The organism is Variovorax sp. PEI5, from assembly GCF_056679935.1.
Genome location: NZ_CM155257.1, coordinates 619,577 through 637,647 on the forward strand (window position 1 = coordinate 619,577; position 18,071 = coordinate 637,647).

General features: G+C 70.4%; 12 protein-coding genes. 4 read left to right on the forward strand and 8 right to left on the reverse strand.

Annotated elements, in window-relative coordinates; all coding sequences use genetic code 11:
* The first annotated feature begins 40 nt into the window (after nt 1–40).
* The gene (gene fumC, locus AC1MLT_RS02865; protein ID WP_481033772.1) at nt 41–1,438 is read left to right on the forward strand and encodes a class II fumarate hydratase; all 1,398 of its coding nucleotides are present in this window, start codon (nt 41–43) and stop codon (nt 1,436–1,438) included.
* A 37-nt stretch (nt 1,439–1,475) separates the two neighbouring features.
* Here fumC and AC1MLT_RS02870 read toward each other — a convergent pair whose 3' ends face one another.
* From AC1MLT_RS02870 to AC1MLT_RS02890, 5 genes are all read right to left on the reverse strand, one after another.
* On the reverse strand, nt 1,476–2,189 hold the full coding sequence (locus tag AC1MLT_RS02870) for a response regulator (protein ID WP_481033773.1): 714 nt from the start codon (nt 2,187–2,189) through the stop codon (nt 1,476–1,478).
* Nucleotides 2,186–3,820 (reverse strand): ATP-binding protein, encoded by a 1,635-nt coding sequence (locus AC1MLT_RS02875; RefSeq protein ID WP_481033774.1) that lies wholly within the window; start codon nt 3,818–3,820, stop codon nt 2,186–2,188. Before AC1MLT_RS02875 ends, AC1MLT_RS02870 begins: the two co-directional genes overlap by 4 nt.
* Nucleotides 3,821–3,966: 146 nt before the next feature.
* A complete protein-coding gene (locus AC1MLT_RS02880) occupies nt 3,967–4,641 on the reverse strand; it encodes a YqhA family protein (RefSeq protein ID WP_481033775.1) in 675 nt (224 codons plus the stop codon).
* A 175-nt stretch (nt 4,642–4,816) separates the two neighbouring features.
* Nucleotides 4,817–5,608, reverse strand: a complete 792-nt coding sequence (gene map, locus AC1MLT_RS02885; protein WP_481033776.1) for a type I methionyl aminopeptidase — start codon at nt 5,606–5,608, stop codon at nt 4,817–4,819.
* On the reverse strand, nt 5,605–5,874 hold the full coding sequence (locus AC1MLT_RS02890; protein WP_481034883.1) for a ParD-like family protein: 270 nt from the start codon (nt 5,872–5,874) through the stop codon (nt 5,605–5,607). Before AC1MLT_RS02890 ends, map begins: the two co-directional genes overlap by 4 nt.
* 163 nt (nt 5,875–6,037) lie before the next feature.
* On the opposite strand from AC1MLT_RS02890, the gene AC1MLT_RS02895 reads away from it, so the two are divergent.
* Nucleotides 6,038–6,565 carry a LapA family protein gene (locus AC1MLT_RS02895; protein WP_481033777.1) on the forward strand — a complete coding sequence of 176 codons (528 nt, stop codon included), beginning with the start codon at nt 6,038–6,040 and terminating at the stop codon, nt 6,563–6,565.
* A 12-nt stretch (nt 6,566–6,577) separates the two neighbouring features.
* On the opposite strand, the gene AC1MLT_RS02900 is transcribed toward AC1MLT_RS02895, so the two are convergent.
* A complete protein-coding gene (locus AC1MLT_RS02900; protein ID WP_481033778.1) occupies nt 6,578–6,886 on the reverse strand; it encodes a c-type cytochrome in 309 nt (102 codons plus the stop codon).
* A gap of 189 nt (nt 6,887–7,075) precedes the next feature.
* On the opposite strand from AC1MLT_RS02900, the gene AC1MLT_RS02905 reads away from it, so the two are divergent.
* On the forward strand, nt 7,076–7,351 hold the full coding sequence (locus AC1MLT_RS02905) for a TIGR04438 family Trp-rich protein (protein ID WP_481034885.1): 276 nt from the start codon (nt 7,076–7,078) through the stop codon (nt 7,349–7,351).
* Nucleotides 7,352–7,420: 69 nt separating this feature from the next.
* Here the strand turns inward: AC1MLT_RS02905 and ilvD are convergent, their stop codons facing one another.
* Nucleotides 7,421–9,115: a dihydroxy-acid dehydratase gene (gene ilvD, locus AC1MLT_RS02910; RefSeq protein ID WP_481033779.1), complete on the reverse strand. Its 1,695-nt coding sequence runs from the start codon at nt 9,113–9,115 to the stop codon at nt 7,421–7,423.
* Between the two features lie 97 nt (nt 9,116–9,212).
* Between ilvD and AC1MLT_RS02915 the strand changes: the two genes are divergently transcribed.
* Nucleotides 9,213–10,196: a LysR family transcriptional regulator gene (locus AC1MLT_RS02915; protein ID WP_481033780.1), complete on the forward strand. Its 984-nt coding sequence runs from the start codon at nt 9,213–9,215 to the stop codon at nt 10,194–10,196.
* On the opposite strand, the gene AC1MLT_RS02920 is transcribed toward AC1MLT_RS02915, so the two are convergent.
* A complete protein-coding gene (locus AC1MLT_RS02920; protein WP_481033781.1) occupies nt 10,172–17,905 on the reverse strand; it encodes a hypothetical protein in 7,734 nt (2,577 codons plus the stop codon). The two genes, AC1MLT_RS02915 and AC1MLT_RS02920, sit on opposite strands and share 25 nt — an antisense overlap.
* Nucleotides 17,906–18,071: the final 166 nt, after the last annotated feature.

Below are 18,071 nucleotides of genomic sequence, written 5' to 3' on the forward strand. Positions count from 1 at the left end.
GCCGGCACGCCCTCCATTTTGACAGCGGAGCCTTTTTCACATGACACAAAGCAGCAACATCCGGATCGAACGCGATACCTTCGGTCCCATCGAGGTCCCGGCGGACAAGCTGTGGGGGGCGCAGACGCAGCGCTCGCTGCAGAACTTCGACATCTCCGGCGAGCAGCAGCCGCGCGAGATCATCAAGGCGCTGGCGCAGGTCAAGCGCGCCTCGGCCGTGGTCAACCAGGCGCTGGGCCTGCAGGACGAGAAGAAGACCAAGGCCATCGTCGCGGCGGCCGACGAGGTCATCGCCGGCGGCCACGCCGACGAGTTCCCGCTGGTGGTGTGGCAGACCGGCTCGGGCACGCAGACCAACATGAACGTCAACGAGGTGCTGGCCAACCGCGCCAGCGAACTGCTCGGCGGCGAGCGCGGCGAGGGCCGCCTGGTGCACCCCAACGACGACGTCAACCGCAGCCAGTCGAGCAACGACGTGTTTCCCACCGCCATGCACGTGGCCGCCGTCGAGGCCCTGACGCACCGCCTGCTGCCGGCGCTGGCGCTGCTGCGCGGCACGCTGGAGAAGAAGTCCGCCGACTTCATGGACATCGTGAAGATCGGCCGCACCCACCTGCAGGACGCCACCCCGCTGACGCTGGGGCAGGAGTTCTCCGGCTACGTGGCGCAGCTCGCGCATGGCGAGGCGCACGTGCGCGCCGCGCTGCCGCACCTGGGCGAGCTGGCACTGGGCGGCACGGCCGTGGGCACCGGCCTGAACGCGCCCAAGGGCTATGCCGAGCAGGTCGCGGCCGAACTCGCCGACCTGACCGGCCTGCCGTTCGTCACCGCGCCCAACAAGTTCGAGGCCATGGCCTCGGTCGACGCGCTGGTGCACGCGCACGGCGCGCTCAAGACCCTGGCCGCCAGCCTGATGAAGATCGCCAACGACGTGCGCTGGCTGGCCAGCGGCCCGCGCAGCGGCATCGGCGAGCTCAGCATCCCCGAGAACGAGCCGGGCTCGTCGATCATGCCGGGCAAGGTCAATCCGACTCAGAGCGAGGCCGTCACGATGCTGGCCGCCCAGGTCTTCGGCAACGACGTCGCCATCAACTTCGGCGGCGCCTCGGGCAACTTCGAGCTCAACGTGTTCCGCCCGATGGTGGCGCACAACTTCCTGCAGAGTGTGCGGCTGCTGGCCGACGGCATGCGCAGCTTCAACGACCACTGCGCGGTCGGCATCGAGCCCAATCGCGAACGCATCACCGAGCTGGTCGACAGCTCGCTCATGCTGGTGACCGCGCTCAACACGCACATCGGCTACGACAAGGCGGCCTACATCGCCAAGAAGGCGCACAAGGAGGGCAGCAGCCTGCGCGAGGCGGCCGTGGCCTCGGGCCATCTCACCGGCGAGCAGTTCGACCAGTGGGTGGTGCCGGGCAACATGACCGGGCGCTGAGGCCGCCGACGCGGGTCGGGCGACCCGCCGCCGGATCTCAGGCCCGCGCGTCGACGTCCTCGAACGCGAAGCCGATGCCATAGACCGAACGGATCCAGTCGTGGCCCGGCGCGGCGGCGGCGAGCTTGCGGCGCAGGTTCTTCACGTGGCTGTCGATGGCGCGCTCGTTGACGTCGAGCGCGTCGTCGTAGGCCAGTTCGAGCAGCTGGGTGCGCGAGAAGATGCGGCCCGGCTGCCGCGCCAGCACCTCGAGCAGGCGGAACTCGCGCCGCGTCAGCGCGAGCGAGGCGCCCTGCAGCGTCACACGCCACTGGCCATCGTCCAGCAGCAGCGAGCCGCCGGCCGCCACCGTCGCCGCGCTGCGGCCGTCGTTGCCGTTGCCACCGGCGCCGCCGCTGCGGCGCAGCACGCTCTTCACCCGCGCCACCACCTCGCGGGGCGAGAACGGCTTGCAGATGTAGTCGTCCGCGCCCAGCTCCAGGCCGATCAGGCGGTCGACCTCCTCGACCCGCGCGGTGAGCATGATCACCGGCAGCGCCGAGCGCGCGCGGATGGCGCGCAGGATCTCGATGCCGCCGGTGCCGGGCAGCATGACGTCGAGCAGCATCAGGTCCGGCGGTCGGGCCAGGGCCCGGGCCAGCGCCGTGGTGCCGTGGTCGATGTGCTCGACCTCGTGGCCGGCGTGGTGGAGGTAGTCGCGCAGCACGCTGGCGATGTCCTGCTCGTCTTCGACCAGGAGGATGTGGCTCATGGGAGGTCTTCCGTCAGGGGGAGGGTGAGGGCGATGCGCAATCCGCCCAGCGGTGAGTGGTCGGCTTCGATGCGGCCGCCGTGGGCCAGCACGACGCTGCGGCAGATGGCCAGGCCCAGGCCCGAGCCGCCGAGCATGCGGTCGCGCGAGCCCTCGCAGCGATATAGGCGCTCGAAGATCAGCGGCCGCTCGGCCTCGTCGACGCCGGGCGCGCTGTCGTCGAACCACAGCAGCAGCTCGCCCGGCGGCGTCGCCTCGGGCGGGGCCCGGCTCACGCGCAGCCGGCCGCCGGCATCGGTGTAGCGCAGGCTGTTCTCGAGCAGGTTCATGAACACCTGGTGCAGGCGCCGGGCATCGCCCACGACCTCGGGCGCCGCGCCGGACCGGCCGGCCACGGAGGCGGTCCAGGTGGTCTCCAGCGCGATGCCCGCCTGCGTGAAACGCTCGCGCATCGAGGCCACGGCCTCGTCGATCAGCGCCAGCGGCCGCACCGTCTCGGCCGCCTCCAGCGGCACGGCGGTGTCGCTCATGCTCAGGCGCAGGTCGTCCACCAGCTGGCCCAGGCGCATCACCTGCCGGTGCAGGCGCAGGGCGGTGCGGTCGTCGAAGGTGCGCACCCCGTCCTGCAGGGCTTCGATCTCGGCGCGCATCGCCGCCAGCGGGGTGCGCAGCTCGTGCGCCACGTCGGCCAGCCAGGCGCGGCGCGACGACTCGACGCGGTCGAGCCGCGTGGCCATGTGGTTGAAGGTCCGCGCCAGCGTCGCCAGTTCGTCGTGGCCCCGGGCCCGCACGCGGGTGCCGAGGCGGCCCTGCGCGATGCCGCGCGCGCCATCCATCAGTTCGCCGATCGGCGCGAACCAGTGGCGCGCCAGGAACCACGACAGCGCCAGCGCCAGGACCAGTCCGGCCAGCCCGGTCCAGACCATGAAGCGCGACTGCTGGGCGACGAATGCCCGGTCGGCGTCGCTGCCCAGGTCCTCCAGGGGTGCCAGCACCAGGAAGCCGATCGTGTGGCCGGCCTGGCGCAGCGGCCGGCGCACGGCGCTGGCGGCATCGACGACGGCACCGGCCACGCGCCGGCCCGCCGCGTCGGTGACGCCCAGGCGCGCATAGATCGAATCGGGTCCCGGGCGGGCGTCGAACTCGAACGGCAGCGGCGGCGGACCGCCCAAGCGCGGGGGGCCGGAGGCCGCGTCCGGTGATGCCATGCCGTTGCCATCGGCATTGGCATTGGCTGACGACGATGGCATCCGCGCGTCGCGATCGAACCGGAAGCCTGCGGGTGGCGGGCCGGGCCAGCCCCAACCCATGCCGCCGCCCGCGCCTTCGCCGCCGCCGCCGCGGATCAGTGGCCGGGTGCGCGGCGGCGACTGCGAGGCATCGCGCAGCAATTGCTGCCAGGCGTTGCCGCTGCCGCCGTCGCGCAGGGCCTCCCAGTTGCCATGCAGCGCATGGCTGCGCTCGGCGCGTTCGCCGACCCACTGCATGCGCGACAGCTCGATCTCGGCCACATACGGGCCCAGACCGCGTTGCAGCCCGAAGCGCGTGAAGCCGGCGAAGATCAGCAGCAGGGCCACCAGCAGGACGGCGAGCGCGAAGAAGACTTTTCTCTGGAGCGTCAGGCGGGGCATCGCTCCATTGTCCGAGCGCCGCGAGCCCGGGCGACGATCGTGATCGAAATCGAAATCGTCGTCACGTGGCCATCCACGAGGCTGCCCGGCAGCGAAGCTGTGCCGGCCGATGCGGCGGAAAGATGGGACGCGCGGCGCGCGCGCCTTCAGTGCTCGCCGGCCGCGCGCGACATCAGCCGGTCCGTGCCGGCGATCGCCATGGCCGACAGCAGGAAGGTGATGTGGATCACCGTCTGCGCGATCAGCACGCGGTCGGTGTAGTTGTCGGCGTTGATGAAGGTCTTGAGCAGGTGGATCGAGCTGATGCCGATGATGGCGGTCGCCAGTTTCACCTTGAGCACGGAGGCGTTGACGTGGCTCAGCCACTCGGGCTGGTCGCGGTGGCCGCTGAGGTCCATGCGGCTGACGAAGGTCTCGTAGCCGCCGACGATCACCATGATGAGCAGGTTGGAGATCATCACGACGTCAATCAGCGCCAGCACCACCAGCATGATCACCGTCTCGTTGAGCGAGGTGATGGGCGCGGTGGCGGCGGTCTTGTAGCCGATGCTGGTGATCAGTGCCTTGAGCGCGGTCTCGCTGCCGAAGGCGGCTTCCACCAGGTGCAGCAACTCGACCAGGAAGTGCACCACGTACACGCCCTGGGCCACGATCAGCCCCAGGTACAGCGGCAGCTGCAGCCAGCGGCTGGCGAAGATCAGCCGGGGCAGCGGCCGCATGGGCGAGGCGGCGGCGAGCCGGGGCGGCGCGTCGGCGGCCGGATCGAGGGAAGCGGGGGCAGCGGCGGAGCCGCGGAAGTCGGAGGGATCGGGGCGAGCCATGATGTGTGAGGGGGAAGGAGGGGGGCCGCAATGGCGGCGGGTGGGGTCGGCCATCGAGGCGGCGCGGCGCGGCGATGGAGACCCGGCCAGCGGCGCGGCATTCTAGGGGCGGCCGGCCGGCGTCCTCATGACATGCCCCCACGGTCATCGGTGCGAAGTCGCGCCGGGCCCGGTCTCAGCCGGCCGGTGGATCGTCGGCGGCGTCGGGCCATTCCGTGAGCACCTCGAAGCCTTCCGGGGTGACGGCCACCATGTGCTCCCACTGCGCCGACAGCGACCGGTCCCGCGTCACCACCGTCCAGCCATCGGCCAGCGTGCGGGTCTCGGCCCGGCCGGCGTTGAGCATCGGCTCGATCGTGAAGATCATGCCCGGCTCCAGGCGCAGGCCGGTGCCGGGCGAGCCGAAGTGCAGCACCTGCGGATCGCCGTGATAGACCTGGCCGATGCCGTGGCCGCAGAAATCCCGCACCACCGAGAAGCGCTCGCGCCGCGCGACCGCCTGGATGGCGTGGCCGACGTCGCCGAGCGTCGCGCCCGGCCGCACCCGACGGATGCCGGCCCACATCGCTTCGTGCGTCGCGGCCACCAGCCGGCGCGCCAGGACTCCGGGCTCGCCGACGAAATACATCCGGCTGGTGTCGCCGAACCAGCCGTCCTTGACGACGGCGACATCGATGTTGACGATGTCGCCCTTCTTCAGCACCTTGTCGGCCGAGGGGATGCCATGGCAGACCACCTGGTTGACCGAGGTCCGCACCGTGCGCGGGTAGTCCAGGTAGCCGAGGTTGGCGGGCGTCGCGCCCTGCACCTCGACGATGTGGCGGTGGCAGATGCGGTCGAGCTCGTCGGTGCTGACGCCGGGTCGCACGTGGGGCGCGACGATGCGCAGCACCTCGGCGGCGAGCTGGCCGGCGATGCGCGAGCAAGCGATCTCCGCCGGGCCGCGCAGCGGGATGTCGGTGCTCATTGGCGCGCCCGCGATGGCGGGGTGGCCGTGGCCGGCGCGAGCGCCGCCGGCGCCTCGGCGACGAGCGACTCGAGGTCGAAGCCGCCGGCCTGCTCGGCCTGGATCAGCAGGCGGCAGATGTCGCGGTGGTCGAGGTCCGGATGCAGTTCGGACAGCATGCCCACGCGCATCCAGTGCTCGGCCTGGGCATTGATCGAGCGGCTCAGGGCATTGCCGGCCAGCCGCAGGTTGACATGCATGAGGTCGGAGATCTTGACGATGCCCATCACGGTAGGAATATATGAAACATGCATGGATCATATATGCATTGCGAGGCTCCACGGTGCATCGACGCGGCGGCTTGTCTCAGGCTGAGGCGGGCCTGTCCGACAGGCGTCCCGTGGCCGTGCGACTACAACCCTGGCATCGCAACGACAAGAGGAGGTTCACATGGGTCTGATTACGGGCGCACTGCTGGTGGTGGTGCTGTTGATCGCGGCGCTGGCCGCGCTGAACTGGGGTCTGCTGGTGGCACCGACCTTGATGTCGCTGGGCTTCATGCAGACGAACGCGCCCTTCGGGCTCATCATGCTGGGCCTGACGGTGCTGCTGGGCGTGCTGCTGATCGCCTACGTGGTGTACCTGCAGAGTTCGGTGCTGCTGGAGACGCGGCGTCACAACCGCGAGATGCAGACCCAGCGCGACCTGGCCGACAAGGCCGAGGCCTCGCGCTTCACCGAACTGCGCGCCTTCCTGGAGACCCAGGCGACCGCGCGCGCGGCCCAGGAGACGCAGCGCCACGAAGCCGTGCTGGCCCGCGTGGCGCAGTTCGAGACCGCGACGCGCCAGCGCGCCGAGCAGACCGAGAATTCGCTCGCCGCGCACATCGGCCAGCTGGAGGACCGGCTCGAACGCCGCCCGGCGGCATCGGCCGGCATGGACGTGGCGTCGGCGCCCGGGTTCCCGTCGCGCTTCTGAGGCGTCGCCGCGTCAGTGGGGCGTCGCCAGCACCCAGGTCGCCAGCGCCTTGGCTTCGGCCTCGCTGACCTGGTTGTTGGCCGGCATCGGCACCGGCCCCCAGACGCCGGCGCCACCCTTGCGGATCTTGGCGGCCAGCATGTCCGCCGCGCCGGCCTGGCCCTTGTAGCGCGCGGCGACGTCCTTGAAGGCCGGGCCGAGCACCTTGCGCTCGACGGCGTGGCAGCTCATGCAGTTCTTCGACCGCGCCAGGGCCAGGTCAGCCCAGGCGGGTGCCAGGATGCCGCACAGGCCGGCGGCGAGGACGAACGCTTTTTTCATGGGGTCGGCTCAGGTGGTCGGTGATCGTGGCGGGTGGACGCGGCTCGGACGCCCGATGACCGCAGCCGCGGCCATTGTAGGGAGCCCGGCCCGTCGGCCGAGCCGCCAATCGCGCTCGGCTTCTTCCCGGCCCCCGGCCGGCATGGGGCTCGTGTGCGACGATCCGGCGGATCGTCTGGAGAAATGTCTATGTGGTTCCTGGCCCTGGGTCTGCTCGGCCTCGTGCTGAAGTTTCTGGAGGTCGGCCCGGTGGCCGGTCTCTCCTGGTGGATCCTGCTGATCCCGTTCGGCCTCGCCGCGCTGTGGTGGGCCTATGCCGATGCCTCGGGCTACACCAAGCGCCGCGTCATCGAGCGCGAGGCCGTGCGCAAGCAGGCGCGCATCGACCGGCAGCGCGCCGATCTCGGCCTGTTCGATCCGCGCGATGGCCGCAACGGCCGCAAGGACCGCGCGCGGCGCAAGTAGCGGCATCGAGCGCGCAGCCGACGGCGGAGTCGGCGCCGCGCCGGCCCCGCCCGCCCGCTTGCCCGCTCCTCAGTAGTTGTCCAGCACCGCGCCCGAGCTGGCGCTCGACGCGTTGAAGGCGAACTTCGCCTGCACGCCACGCGTGTAGCGTGGTGCCGGCGCCGTCCAGCCTTCACGCCGCTTGGCGATCTCGGCCTCGTCGACGTTGAGCTGCAGCTTGAGTTCGTGGGCGTCGATGGTGATCGAGTCGCCCTCGTTGACGAAGGCGATGGTGCCGCCGGCCGCCGCTTCCGGCGCCACGTGGCCCACCACCATGCCCCAGGTGCCGCCGGAGAAGCGGCCATCGGTGATCAGGCCGACGCTCTCGCCCAGGCCGGCGCCGATCAGCGCGCCGGTGGGGGCCAGCATCTCGGGCATGCCCGGGCCGCCCTTGGGGCCGAGGTAGCGCAGCACCATGACGTCGCCGGCGACGATCTTGCCGGCCAGGATGGCCGCCAGCGCCGACTGCTCGTCGTCGAAGACCCGCGCCGGTCCGGTGATGACGGGGTTCTTCAGGCCCGTGATCTTGGCGACCGCGCCCTCGGGCGAGAGGTTGCCCTTGAGGATGGCGAGGTGGCCCTCTGCGTACATCGGCTCGCCGATCGGGCGGATCACGTCCTGGTCGGCGCGCGGCACGTCGGGCACGTCGGCCAGCACCTCGGCGATGGTCTGGCCGCTGATGGTGATGCAGTCGCCGTGCAGCAGGCCGGCGTTGAGCAGCACCTTCATGACCTGCGGGATGCCGCCGGCCTGGTGCAGGTCGACCGCCAGGTACTTGCCCGAGGGCTTGAGGTCGCACAGCACCGGCACCTTCTTGCGCATGCGCTCGAAGTCGTCGATGGTCCATTCGACCTCGGCGGCGTGGGCGATGGCCAGGAAGTGAAGCACCGCGTTGGTCGAACCGCCGGTGGCCATGATGACGGCGACGGCGTTCTCGATCGACTTGCGCGTCACGATGTCGCGCGGCTTCAGGTCCCGCTTGATGGCCTCGATCAGCACCTTGGCCGATTCCCTGGCCGAGTTGGCCTTCTCGTCGTGCGGGTTGGCCATGGTCGAGGAGTAGGGCAGGGAGATGCCCAGCGCCTCGAAGGCCGAGCTCATGGTGTTGGCGGTGTACATGCCGCCGCACGAGCCGGTGCCGGGGATGGCGCGCTTCTCGATCTCCAGCAGGTCCTCGTCGCTCATGTGGCCGGCGGCGTTCTGGCCCACGGCCTCGAACACGCTGACGATGTTCAGGTCGCGGCCCTGGTAGCGGCCCGGCAGGATGGTGCCGCCATAGACATAGATCGCCGGCACGTTGGCACGCAGCATGCCCATCAGGCCGCCGGGCATGTTCTTGTCGCAGCCACCGACCACCAGCACGCCGTCCATCCACTGGCCGCCGACGCAGGTCTCGATGCAGTCGGAGATCACCTCGCGGCTGACCAGCGAGTACTTCATGCCCTCGGTGCCCATGGCCATGCCGTCGGAGATCGTGGGCGTGCCGAAGACCTGCGCGTTGCCGCCGGCCTCCTCGATGCCGGCGATGGCCGCGTCGGCCAGCTTCTGCAGGCCGGAGTTGCAGGGCGTGATGGTGCTGTGGCCGTTGGCCACGCCGACCATCGGCTTCTTGAAGTCGCCTTCCTCGTAGCCCATCGCGTAGTACATCGAGCGGTTGGGGGCGCGCGACTTGCCTTCGACGATGTTGGCGCTGCGGCGGTTGATCTGGAGGGTCTTGGTGTCCATGGCGGGGGTCTGCTCGGAAATCGGGGGGTCGCCAGTATCCGCCTTCGCACTGATTCGCTCCAATCCGTTTTCAGTGGCCGATTGATATGCTGGGTGTATGAAAGACCTTCCTGTCGACCTGCGGGCCTGGCGCCAGTTCGTCGCCGTCGCCGAGGAACTGCACTTCGGCCGCGCGGCCCGGCGGCTGCACCTGACCCAGCCACCCGTGACGCAGGCCATCGCCCAGCTGGAGCGGATGCTGGAGGTGCGGCTGTTCGACCGCACGCAGCGTCGGGTGGCATTGACGGCGGCCGGCGAGGCGCTGCTGCCGGACGTGCGCGACCTGCTCGCGCGCGCCCAGGCGCTGCCGGCGCGGGCGCGCGCGGCGGCGGCCGGGGAGGTCGGCCGCGTGCGCCTGGCCTTCGTCTCCACCATCGGCTTCGAGCAGCTGCCGCTGTGGGTGCGCGACTTCCGCGCGCTGTGTCCGCAGGTCGCGCTGGAACTGGTCGAGGCGACCGGCGACGTGCAGCTCGAGGCCCTGGCGCGCGGCGAGATCGACGCCGGGCTGATGCTGCATTCGCCCGGCTTCGCGCCGCCCGGGCTCGACCGCCTCGCCGTGGCGGCCGAGCCGCTGGTGCTGGCGCTGCCCGAGGCCCACCCGCTGGCCGGCGCCATCCGCCCGGCGCTCGCGGACGTGCTGGCCGAGCCGCTGGTGATCTTCCCGCGCCGCATCCTGCCGTCGCTGCACGACGCGATCCACGGGCTCTACCACGCCGCCGGCCGCGTGCCCCGCGTCGCGCAGGAGGCGATCCAGATGCAGACCATCGTCAACCTGGTGTGGGGCGGCATCGGCGTGGCCTGGGTGCCGGAGAGCGTGACGCGGTTCCGGCGCGAGGGCGTCGCCTATCGCGGCGCGGCCGCCTTCGCGGGCGGGCGCGCGGCCCGCTCGAAGGACGGCCGCGCGGCGAGCGCCATCGCGCTGCCCGACTGCGAGACCAGCCTGGTCTGGCCGGCCGAGCGCGACAACCAGGCGCTGGCGCGCTTCGTCCGTTTCGTGCGCGACCGCGCCGCGACGCCTCAGGTGTGCTCGGGGATGCCGTAGTAGAGCACCAGCATCTCGCGGATCTCCGGCTCGAAGGGGAGCAGGTGCGGGAAGCGCGGCAGTTCCTGGTGCAGCCGTCGCGTCAGCGACCGCACGGTGTTGGTCGCGCCGCCCAGCACGGGTTCGAGCAGGTTGATCAGCTCGTAGTTGCTCTGGATCTGGGATGCCGTCATCGCCTGCTCGACCGTCGTCGCCGGGCCGGCGTCCGCCTTGGTGACCGAGGGCAGGATGCGGCTGACGAACGTCACGCGATGCAGGATGCGCCAGGGCTTGGACTTGGTGCTGCGGTCCTTGAGCGGGCGCAGGGCGGCGGCGTTGGGGTCGCTGCTCTGGCTGAGCCATTTCTGGTCCACCACCTTCTCGAAGAAGTCGTCGTGGTGGGACTCCTTGCCATCCAGGAAGAAGGTCGAGAACCGGTAGGCGTCGACCTTGCCGGGCAGGTTGGCCTTGCCATAGGGATCGCTGAAGGCGAAGTTCCATTCCTGCTGGGTCAGGTAGCGGTAGTGGCGGATGTTGTTGGGTGGGGTCAGGGTCACCTTCATGGCGAAGCCCTCGCTGGTGTCGTTCTGCTTGGAGCGCTCCACCGCCAGCTGGCTGCCCATCATCCCGACCATCTTGAACGCCGCCTTCAGGCTGAGGCCGGAGGCATCGGCGCCGAAGCCGCCCTCGGCCTGCATGCCATGCAGGTCCTGGACCGTGAACTTGCCGGTCATGACCTGGGAGAAGGTGTTCTTCTGCGTGCTGTTGAGCTCGAACAGCCCGCCCGACGCCGTCCAGACATAGGTGTTCATGAGGTTGCGCCTGGAGGGCGTGACGGCGAGCGACCCGGGCGTCGCCTCGAAGGCATTCTTGAATCGCGTCATGGTGTGCATGTTCACCGCGGCCATGCCGACCCCGGTGGCCGACAGGATGGGACCCAGGACGAAGGGCATGCCCGCCGCCACGCTGGCGAGGATGCTGGGGGTCGCGGTCGAGGCGGCCACGGTGGTTCCCAGGATCGCCGACTTGATGGCGGCGGCGGAGGCGGCCACGCCCGAGGCGACGCCGGCCGACGCCATGCCGCCGACCGCCGCCAGCCCCCCGGCGACGGCCGCTCCCCCGCCGACGGCCAGGATCGCCGGGAGGTCGTCGGACAGGGAGGCATAACCGGGCGCGCCACCGGTCGACTTGGCGTTGAAGTTGCCGTAGTAGGCCGCCAGCCCGGCTTCCTCGCGGTCGATCTGGGACTTCAGCCGATAGGCCTCGCGCGGCTTGAAGTAGCTGTACTCGCCACGACCGGCCGAGCCCCGGTAGTCCGGATCGAAGAAGGCCTGGAAGCCTTCCTCCTCGTTGCCGTCGAGCCCGAGGCGGCCATCCAGCGTGCCCTGCTTGGTGTACTTCGGATTGATGTCGAAGGTCATCAGGTTGAAGTCCTCCGGGATGTCCGGACTCGGCAGCATGCGATAGGCCAGGATGCCCCGGTGGCCGCGCAGGCGCAGCGCGAAGACATCGGCGGTCTTGGACTTCACCAGGGCCAGGCCCTTGTTCTCCGGCAGGAAGCGCAGGCCCAGGGTCTTGTTGTAGCCGGCCTCGGGGTTGCTGGCGGTGTCGTCCTCGATGAGCTTCCTGTCGATGTAGGCCGACTGCCAGTGGCCGTTGACCTGGAAGCGCGTCGTCTTGCGCGACTCCCGCTCCGTGACGATGCCGTTCTTGGTGACGACGCCATTGGAGGTCTCGTACTTCCCCTTGTAGCCGCCGCTGAAATTGGCCGTGGCCTTGAAGGTCAGCCCGACGCCGAACGGCGCGATGACGAAATCCTTGATGCCGTAGGTGTTGCCATAGGTGGCGTCGACCTCGGTCGAGGTCTTCTCGGCGATCTCCCGGCTCTGGGAGTAGGTGTACTTGTCGGTGATCGCATCCACCAGCTCGATCGACGAGACCGCGTTGTAGTCCATCTTGAGCGTCTTCGGTCCGAGCGTCAGGTTCTCGCCCGGCACCGGCGGCGCGCCCTCGATGTAGCCGACCAGCTGCGGGTCGTACTGGACCTGCGACACCCATTCGCTCGTCAGCGCGCCGACCCTGAAGCCCGTGACCAGGTGCAGGTCGCCCTCGTCGAGGAAGGCATAGGCGCGCTTGTAGGCGCCAGCCACGCCGCCGGCGCCGTCCATCTGCATGTCCGCGTACTCCTGCGCGCAGACCACGCTGTCCGTGGTGCGGATGAACCGGTTGTGGAATGGATTGAGCACCGTCCTGACCATGCCGATCTCGCTGCGCGCCGGGCCGTCGTTGATGCTGTGGTGGTCCGGCGTCCAGGCGTCGCGGGCCTTGCGCCGGCCGGCGCGGCCGCGCGCCGCCGCCGGGGCGAGCTGCGTGTCGGTCACCGCCAGGTCCAGGCCGGCGTGCCCCTCGTCGTGCACGTCACCCGCGGGATCGAGGTTGAACGGGTAGTACGCGATGACGTCTTCCAGGTCGTCGTGCAGCTTGACGAAGAGGTTGTCGCGGATCGCCTCGTCCGAGCGCAGGCTGTTCCAGATGCGCACCTCGTCGATCAGGCCGGAGAAGTTCCGCCCCAGCGAGAAGCCGTGGTCCACGGGCAGGTGGCCGGCATCGCCATCGTCCAGGGTGCGCAGGGGCATGCCATTGAGGCTGAGCGAGGAGTAGTGGCTCTCCACGTCCTCGCTGGGCAGCCAGGTGCCCGCTTCCTCCTCCTTGCCCATCCGGATGATCCAGGCCGTCTTCGGGTCGCGGGTGTCGCCCACGCGGCTGCCGCGGCCGTCCTCGAAGCGCCACCAGTGGACCAGGGCGGACATGGCCGCCCGGGGCGGCGACCAGACCGGACCGATCTCGCATTTCACGGACCAGAGGCGGACCTCGTACAGGATGCCGTCGAAGCGCTCCCCCATGACCATCGGCAGGGCGTTGCCATCGACCTTGGGCGCGTAGAAGGGCAGCCGGTCCGGCTTCCCGTTCATCGTCGTGGGTGGCGAGGCGGCCTCCTTGGCCTCCTTGGCCAGGGCCTCGGCCGTCACGCCCGGGCGCGGATAGAGCGGGATCTCCTGGCCGTCCTCGCGCTTGAAGAGGTGGAGCGGCTCGTTGACCAGGAACGAGCCGCAGGCGACGCCGTCGATGAAGAAGTCGACGGTGACCTGCTCCTCGTCGCGATGGCTCTCGTGGAAGTCGTTCTTGTCGTTGTAGATCGAGCCATCCTCGTACTCGGTGATCCTGACCTTGCGCGTCCAGCGGCGCACGGCCAGCGTCTGGAACTTGCCCGGCGTCAGCTTCGACGTCGAGACGAAGCCATGGGTCCCGCGCCACGGGGTGATCACCGGATTGGTGGGCGACGAGCCCGCCATCGCCGAGTAGGTGAAGAGCAGCCGGCCCGCGTTGTCGACGCCCAGGCAGAACGCATGGCCGCCCCTGCCATGCTCGCCGTCCGCGTCGCCCTCGCTGTTCTCCAGGGCCTGGTCCAGCAGGACCGCCGTCCGGCCCTTCCAGGTCAGCGCCATCTCGATCGTCAGGTCGCGGGCGACGACGGACTCGTCGCTCTCGGCCTCGATGCGCAGCTCCGGATCGAGCTGGAGCCCGTAGGCATGCGCATAGCGCACCGCGACGTGCGACCAGCACTGCTGCCGCAGGCCGATGACGGAGCGCCGCTTCACGTCGTCGCAGACATAGCGGATGGTGCGGAACGGCGTCGGCGAGAAGCCCAGCGCGTTGGCCTTGATGGTGTAGTCGCTGTCGTGGATGTAGTTGGGGATCCGGGCATCCTTCTCCAGGATGTCGTATCCGTCGTCCTGGACCCCGACGGCGGGCAGGTAGACGCGCAGCTCGTCGAAGGCGAGCGACTCGGCGTTGAGCGCCAGGTCCATGAAGGCGCGGATGTCGGCGATCGACCGCTTCGCGTGCCAGATGCGGAGTTCCGCCAGGCTCATCCGGTTGCTGCCGGTCGTGAAGTGGAGGATGCCGAAGGACGAGTCCGTCGAGGTCAGGCGGATCCGGTGGATGCCGTCGACCACGACGTCGGCCGTGGCGTCGTCGACGACCACCGCCAGGTGATGCCACCGGCCCCGGACGATCGGCCCGATCACGGTGCGGCGCGTGGCCGGGCCGGTGTACTCCTGGCAGACCAGCGAGCCGTTCTTGAGCTCCAGCCGGAAGTAGCCCTGCAGGGTGAACCACGACCAGTTCTGCAGCGCGTCGTCGAACCTGAAGAGGGTCTCGATGGTGGCGCGCGACACCAGCTCGTCCTTGACCAGGTAGAGGGCGCCGTCGTGGCCGAGCGCCAGCGCCTTGCCGGCGAGGGCGCCGGCCGCGTAGGCGACGAAACCGACCCCGGCCTTCGGGATGAGCCGCTCCGGGGCGCGCGAACTCAGCCCGATGCCGTAGTTGAAGATCCCGGTGCTGCCATCTTCCCGGGTGTCCTTGAACCACATGACGCGCTCGAAGGCGTCCCATTCATCGTCGGCGTTGGTGAACGGGAACACCCAGCTCTCCAGCGTCAGGGCGCGGTCGCCGCGCATCTTCCTCAGCGCGCCGGGGTCCTTGAGCGAGGCGACGAAGCGCTGGAGCGGCGCGAAGCTGTAGCCCGCGGGCTCGGACGACCAGGCCGGCGCCACGCCCGGCTGGTCGATGCCCGCCGCGATGCCGCGCAGGGCGACATGGGGCAGGCCCTCGAGCTTCAGCCGCGCGATCACCAGCCGCGAGTGGAACGACGCCAGGTTGTCGACGAAGATCTCGCCGCCGAGCCTCACCACCTTCGAGCAGCCCCCCGGAAGCGACTGGCCGTTGATGACGCCGGCCAGCATCGCGACGCTGTTGGGGATGCCGCTCCAGGTCTCCTCGATGCCCAGGACCGGGTTGGACAGCGTGAGGGTGAGGGTCGAGAGCTCCGGCTGATCGGGCTGGGTGGCGTGCGGGACCAGCTCCAGGCGGCTGGTGGTCGATGCCGCCGCCTCGTCCGACTGCTGCGATCCCAGGCTGAGCATGCCGCGTCGGCCATCGACTGTCTCGAGGTCGTGCTCGATCACGTGGCGGACCGCCTTGACGTCGTAGGTGGCCGAGGCGATCTCGTGCTGGCTGCCCACGCGCTGCGCGAAATACAGCAGCACCGTGCCGCCGGCGGCCTCGAACAGGGTCGCCCGGTGGGGGGCGGCGGCGAAGCCCAGGCGGGCAGCGCAGAGGGTGCAGCCCAGGCCGTCCGTTCCGGCCACCGGCATGGCCTCTCGGTAGGGGCCGCTGTACTCGGGGTCGAGGGCGTGGAGATCGTCCGTCTCCAGCCGGGCGAGGTCGCGCAGGGAGCGCTCGACCGCCGCCAGTTCGCGCCGGTAGTACGCCAGCCGCTCGCGCTGGCCCTGGATCGAGGCCGGCTCCGCCGCCGTGGCGTCGCTGCCAGCCGATGACGCCGGCGACGGCGGGTCGGCGACGGCGCGGGCCTCGCGGCCGCCCATGGTGCCGCCCAGCGCCGCCAGGTCCAGCGCCAGGGCATCGTGGGGCAGTCCGGTCGGTTGCTGGTTGGCGAACTCGGCCAGGTGGGCGAGCAGCGCGCCGCCGCCCGCGACGGCGCCCGGCGCCGGGGTGCCGCCACCGGCGCCGGGCAGGGTCGCGGGCCCGTCGCCGCCGATGCCGTCGAGGGAGGTCGATGGCACCGGGACGACGCCTTCGGTCTGGACCAGCCGCTCGATCCTCGCCTCCAGGTCGGCCTTGCGCGCGCGGAGCTCCTCCAGCGCGTCGCCCGTGGCCTGCAGCGCCACCGGCCGCAGCGGGCTCAGCGCCGAGACGGCGATCGGCCTGGCGCGCGCCAGCCGGCCCTCGGGCGTGACGTTCCAGTCGAGCACCAGGACGTTGCCGGGCGTGTCGGGCGCGTCGGCCGCGTCGGGCGCGAGCGCCTCCGTCAGGGCGAGCATGACCCGGACGTCGCCCCGCGCCAGGTCGCTCATGTCCGGCTTCTCGGCGATCTGCTCGTGATAGAGCAGGCACGACATGCCGACCATGGCGGCATCCAGGCTCGCCAGCGAGCGGCGGTCGACGCCGGGGGCGTCCTGCACGGGCGGGCTGTCGAGCACCCAGCTCGCCTCCGGGTTGGCCATCCCCGGCCTGGCGTCCGGGTAGCTGCCGAACGACCAGCCCGCGGCCCTGAGATTGGCCGCGTGGTTGTGCAGCACCAGGTCGGAGCCGCCCGCGAGCGGGTAGTAGGCGATCAGGTAGGGCTCGCTGCCGCTCATGCGGTGATGGCGGTCGTGGCGGGCCCGCGAGGCGGCGCGCGGCAGGTTGAAGACGCGCAGCTCGGCCAGGCGGTGGTCCGCCGTCAGCAGGGCGAGCACCCTCGCGAGCAGGTCGATCGGCCGGGGTGGCTCGTCGATGATGTGGCGCAGGAAGACCGGATCGCGATCGCTCTCGTCGACATCGATGCGGATCTCAAGCACCCACCCGGCGCCGGCGCGCCGCAGCAGGCAGTTGGCCTGGAGGTGGCTCCAGACGCCCGCGGGCAGCGTCTTGCGGTTGCCGCCGGCGTTGTCGCCGGCGGAGTTCAGGGTCAGCTCGGATTCGGGCTTGATCCAGCATTCGATGCACATGCCGCTGGTGCCCTCGGCATCGACGTCGGGCAGGGCCAGGGTCAGCTGGTCGTGCGGCTGCTCCTTGAAGAAGCGCTCGGTGCGCGGCGTGCGCAGGACCCAGCGCGGCTCGCCCAGCGCGCCCTGGACCAGTGGCACCAGGTCCAGCCGGGTGAACGGACATTGCCCCGGACGGCGCTCCAGCACCGAATCGCGGTAGGTCGGGTCCGGGCTGGTGTAGAAGCGCTCGCCCTGGAAGTCGAAGCCGCCCTTGTCGTCGCGCGCCACGCTGAAGCCCTCGACCTCCCAGGCATCGGCGTTGTGGATGAAGAACTGCCAGCGTCCGTTGCCGTTCTCCGACGGGATCGTCGCGACGCAGAAGCCGCCCGGCCCGACCGGCGGCATCAGGGTCAGGGCGATGGTCGGCTCGAAGAAGGACTTGCCGTCCATGTCCTTCTGGTCGAGGGTGTCGGTGCGTCCGGCCGGCAGGGACTTGTTCCGGCTGCGCTGGTAGCGCGACTCGCGCATCGGCTGGAGCGTCATCGACTGGCCGCTCGCCACCAGCGTGAAGCGGTCGACCAGCAGGGTGTGGTGCAGCAGGCCCTGCCGGGGGCCACCGCGCGCGCCGCCGGCGATGGTCATGCCGGTCGTCAGGTGGCTGGCGTTGGCAACCGTTGCGGACTGGCCGACGATGTTGCCGGGATCGGTGCCGGCGACCGACTGGCGGAAGACATAGACGTGCATGTCCGTCGAGACCACGTGGAAGTCGAAGTCGCCCCCCAGGCGCGCCGTCGTCGACAGGAAGGCATCCAGCTTCTTCGCCTTCTCCGGCGTCAGCTCGCCCGGCGGCACCTCCTCGATCGTGTCGACGCCGGTCACGGCATCGGCGTCGACCAGCGTCAGCGGCATGACGAGATTGCCGATGGCTTCCTGGCCCGCCATCTGCAGCTCGCGCGGGAAGTCCAGCGTGCGCAGGTCGTCCGGCCAGGCGTCGGCGTCGTCGGGCGTCTGGTCGGTCGCGCCGAGCACCGCGTACCTGATGCGCGTGCCCTCCATGACGAAGACGATCATGTTGCCTTCGTGGGAGATCGTCGTGACGTGGCCGAAGCGCTGGTGCTCGGCCGGTTCGTATTGGTGGTGGAAGCTCTTGAGATAGTCGAGCGATGCGGGACTTGGCATTCGTAACTCCTCGGGAAGGACGGGGCGGGACGGGACTCCGGGACACTAGGGCCGCCCCGCCTCGGAACGCTCCGCTTTGTCGGTCGCGCGCCATCGGCGCGGGCGCGGCCGGGCCGATTCGGAGTCCTCGCATGCAGTCGCGCGAACCGACACCACCGCACGGCAC